Raw genomic sequence first — 2,898 nt, 5'->3', positions numbered from 1 at the left:
GAGCGTCGGAACGTTCAAGGCCGAGCGGCGACGTTGGGTCGTCGAGCGTACGTTTGCCTGGCTCGGCCGTAACCGACGGCTTGCCAAAGACTTCGAGGCATCCATTGCCAGCGCGGAAGCCTGGGTCCTGATTGCAAGTATCCGTCAACTCTCCCGCCGCTTGGCTAGAGCCTGATATGACAACGACTTATATTGAATCAGACTCTCAGGATGACGTAGTCTTCGTTGCAGCCCCGGCTCTGCAGCGCACCGCTTCGCAAGAGCTTCGCGCTGCGCCGCGTCCGGGGCACGATTTCTAGAACGGCAGGATCACGTCCATGAACTGCTGGCCATATCGCGGCTGCTGCACGTCGGTGATCTGGCCGCGGCCGCCATAGGCGATACGGGCCTGGGCGATCTTGCCACTGTCGATGGTGTTGTCGCTCTGGATGTCCTCCGGGCGCACGATGCCGGCGACGATCAATTCGCGGATTTCGACATTGACGCGGATCTCCTGCTTGCCCTCGACCACCAGATTGCCGTTCGGCAGCACCTGCGTGACCACGGCGGCGATAGAGGTCTGCAAATTCTCCTGGCGCTGCACCGAACCCTTGTTGTCGGTCGAGGCCGTTCCGTCCGCCGTGAGCAGCCGGCCGGGCAGGATCGCGGTCGCGGGATTCTTGATCAGCTTGTCGCCGAGAAAGGAGGTGATCCCGGAATCTTCCTTGGCGGCGCGGCTGCGCTGGGTTTCGTTGGCGATGTTGGCCTTGTCGGTGAAATTCACCGTCACCGTGAGCAGGTCGCCGATCTGGTGCGCGCGCTGATCCTTGAAGAAGGCGCGCGAACCGTTGCGCCACAATGAATTGGCGTTGTAGGACGCCGGCTCCGGCTTCGGCATCGGCATCTGCACCGGCTTGTAGCCGGGCTGCGCCGTCGGATTCTCGATTGCCGTCAGCGCCGGCTTCTCGCCGAGCGCCGCGAAGCGGTCGAGCGCCGAGCACCCGCCGCCGAGGCCGGCTGTCGTCAGCAGCGCGGCGATGAGAGCGATACGATTGAACTTTTGCGACGTGAACATGAACTCTACTCGGCTTTTCGAGGACCAGACGCGGTATTGTTAGTGGCTACGGCAACAGGGGCAGCGACAGGTTCGGCTGCACCTGTAGTGACGGGGACTTCGGCGGCCGCTACGGGGCGGGGCGCAGCGATCGCGACCGAGACCTGGCCGCGCCCGACCACAATGCCGGACACCGTGCGCTTGGATTGCAGGTTGAGCACATTGACGACATCGCCTTCGGTGCCGCCTTCCAGCGCCTTGCCGCGGATGGTGAGATACAGCCCGGAGGATTCGTAGATCAGCGTCACATTCTGGTCGCGCGTCACCAGATCGGGCTTGGCGAGGTCGGTCGTCCGCAGCGCTTGCCCCGCGCGCAATTGCCGCCGCGCCTGCATGCCGACCGCGCCGTCGCGGCCGGCGGCGTCGTTGCCGACCTCGGCCTTCGGCCGCCGCTCGATCACCACATCGGAGGATTTCAGCACCTCGTTGCGCTCGACGCCGCGCGCGAGTACCGCGGCTTCGATGGTCTCGACCGCGCTGCCGGTGAAGCGGAGTTTTGTCGGTGCCGAGCTCGCATCATTGGCGATCTCGAAGCTGACGTCGAAGCGGCCACTGCGCGCATCAAAGCGTGCAGCGACCGGCTGCAGGTTGCCCGTATTGGACGCGTCGAGCTGCAGCGTCTGCACGTCGCGGTCGAAGGTCAGCGACAGGTTGGCGGCATCGCCAAGGCCGTTGCGACGCTCCAGCGCGCGGGCGACCTGCAACTCGACGTCTTTTGCCTCGAGGGTGCGCGCCAGCCGCGTCACCGAAATCGCCTTTAGGTCCCGTGTATCGACGCCGATCACCTGATGCGCCCGCAAGGCGGTCAGCACCTGCGCTGTCGGCAGCGAGCCGGTGGTGCCGAGATCGGGCGCACGATAGATTGCGATCTGCGCGGCGGCGCCGGCATTGTCGACCACGTCGCCGATCCGCACCACATCGCTTGCGACATTGATGCTGGCGCGCAGCACCGGAGCCATAATTTCCCCGCGGCCCTGCGCAAGCGTCGGCGCAGCGCCAGCCGCGAGCAGGGCGGTTGCGAGGAGCAGCGAACCAATCTTCATCATCTGCTCCCTCAGCGGAACATGTTGGCGGTGGACTGCAGCATCTGGTCGGCGGCGCTGATCACCTTGGCGTTCATCTCGTAGGCGCGTTGCGCTGCGATCAGGTCGGAGATTTCCGACACCACCTCGACATTGGCCTGCTCGAGGCTGGACTGCTGCATGTCGCCGAAACCGTCGGCATTGGCGATACCGTCCTGCGGCGTGCCGGAGGCCGGCGTGTCGGTGAACAAATTGTCGCCGTTCGGCTGCAGCCCGGCCTTGTTGATGAAGCGCGTCAGCCCGATCTGTCCGACCGTGGTCGGCGTGGTCGAGCCCGGCAGCGTCACCGTGACCTGCCCCTGCGCGTTGATGGTCAGCCCCGACGAGTTTTGCGGAATCGTAATGGTCGGCTGCACCGGATTGCCTTGCGCCGTGACCACGCGGCCCTGGGCGTCCATCTGGAACGAGCCATCGCGGGTATAGGCATAGGTGCCGTCAGGCATCTGGATCTTGAAAAAGCCTTCGCCGCGGATCGCGATGTCGAGATCGTTGCCGGTCGGCGACAGCGTGCCTTGCGTCATCAGCCGCGGCGTGCCCACGGTCTTGACGCCGCCGCCGATGTCGATGCCGACGGGAAGGATGGTGCCCTGGTCGGAGGCCTGCGCGCCGACCCGGCGCACATGGTCGTAGATCAGGTCCTGGAACGCCGCGCGCTGCTTCTTGTAGCCGGTGGTGCGCAGGTTCGCGATGTTGTTGGAGATGACCTGGACGTTGAGTTCCTGG

4 protein-coding genes are annotated in these 2,898 nt (G+C 65.0%); 1 reads left to right on the top strand and 3 read right to left on the bottom strand.

The genetic code is table 11. From position 1 onward, the window contains the following. Window positions 1–175, top strand: a 175-nt coding sequence (locus VGP39_RS05620) for a transposase (protein WP_327567118.1), incomplete at its 5' end; no start/stop codon positions are given. Between the two features lie 120 nt (window positions 176–295). Here VGP39_RS05620 and flgH read toward each other — a convergent pair. The 3 genes from flgH to flgG all read right to left on the bottom strand — a co-directional run. Then, a complete protein-coding gene (flgH, locus tag VGP39_RS05615; RefSeq protein WP_327567117.1) occupies window positions 296–1,054 on the bottom strand; it encodes a flagellar basal body L-ring protein FlgH in 759 nt (252 codons plus the stop codon). Between the two features lie 5 nt (window positions 1,055–1,059). Next, the gene (flgA, locus tag VGP39_RS05610) at window positions 1,060–2,136 is read right to left on the bottom strand and encodes a flagellar basal body P-ring formation chaperone FlgA (protein WP_327567116.1); all 1,077 of its coding nucleotides are present in this window, start codon (window positions 2,134–2,136) and stop codon (window positions 1,060–1,062) included. 11 nt (window positions 2,137–2,147) lie between these two features. After that, window positions 2,148–2,898: flagellar basal-body rod protein FlgG (gene flgG, locus VGP39_RS05605; protein ID WP_327567115.1), on the bottom strand; the 751-nt coding region annotated here is incomplete at its 5' end.

Origin of the sequence: Bradyrhizobium sp. (assembly GCF_036009065.1) — a bacterium.
Classification (GTDB): Bacteria; Pseudomonadota; Alphaproteobacteria; order Rhizobiales; family Xanthobacteraceae; genus Bradyrhizobium.
Note: the sequence above shows the minus strand (reverse complement) of the source record. Positions and strands in the feature narration are given on the sequence as shown.